Raw genomic sequence first — 956 nt, 5'->3', positions numbered from 1 at the left:
TTACACCGCCGCCCTGGAGGTCGACCCCTCCCTCACCTGGCTTCTTGTCGAGCGTGGGGAAGCTCGTCGTCAGGCCGACCAGTTCGGCGAGGCCGTCGCCGACTACACCGCCGCCCTGGAGATCGACCCCTCCCTCACCTGGGCCCTTGTTCAGCGTGGGGAAGCTCGTCGTCAGGCAGACCAGTTCGGCGAGGCCGTCGCCGACTACACCGCCGCCCTCCAACAAGACCCCACTGACGCTGTGGCACTCGGCTCGCGCGGACAGGCTCACGGTCAGGCGGGGCGGTTCGGCGAGGCCGTCGCCGACCTGACCGCCGCCCTGGAGATCGACCCCTCCCTCACCTGGGCCCTTGTTCAGCGTGGGGAAGCTCGTCGTCAGGCAGACCAGTTCGACGAAGCCGTCGCCGACTACACCGCCGCCCTCCAACAAGACCCCACTGACGCTGTGGCACTCGGCTCGCGCGGACAGGCTCACGGTCAGGCGGGGCGGTTCGGCGAGGCCGTCGCCGATTACACCGCCGCCCTGGAGATCGACCCGTCCCTCACCTGGGCCCTCGTCGAGCGTGGGGAAGCTCGTCGTCAGGCAGACCAGTTCGACGAGGCCGTCGCCGACTACACCGCCGCCCTCCAACAAGACCCCAGCGCTCCCCCAGTGCTCGCCCTTCGTGGGGAAGCTCATCGTCGGGCGGGGCGGTTCGGCGAGGCCGTCGCCGATTACACCGCCGCCCTGGAGGTCGACCCCTCCCTCACCTGGCTTCTTGTCGAGCGTGGGGAAGCTCATCGTCGGGCGGGGCGGTTCGGCGAGGCCGTCGCCGACTACACCGCCGCCCTGGAGATCGACCCCTCCCTCACCTGGGCCCTCGTTCAGCGTGGGGAAGCTCATCGTCAAGCGGGGCGGTTTGACGAGGCCGTCGCCGACTACACCGCCGCCCTCCAACAAGACCCCATTGACGCTG

Annotated in this window: 1 protein-coding gene; it reads left to right on the top strand. The window is 69.8% G+C overall.

Going from position 1 to position 956, the window contains the following annotated elements; all coding sequences use genetic code 11:
* Positions 1-13 precede the first annotated feature (13 nt).
* Positions 14-956, top strand: a 943-nt coding sequence (locus V2S66_RS34300; RefSeq protein WP_330801017.1) for a tetratricopeptide repeat protein, incomplete at its 3' end; no start/stop codon positions are given.

This window comes from Actinacidiphila polyblastidii (assembly GCF_036353415.1).
Classification (GTDB): Bacteria; Actinomycetota; Actinomycetes; order Streptomycetales; family Streptomycetaceae; genus Actinacidiphila; species Actinacidiphila polyblastidii.
The sequence above is the reverse complement of the archived record's forward strand: the minus strand, read 5'-3'. Positions and strand labels throughout refer to the sequence as shown.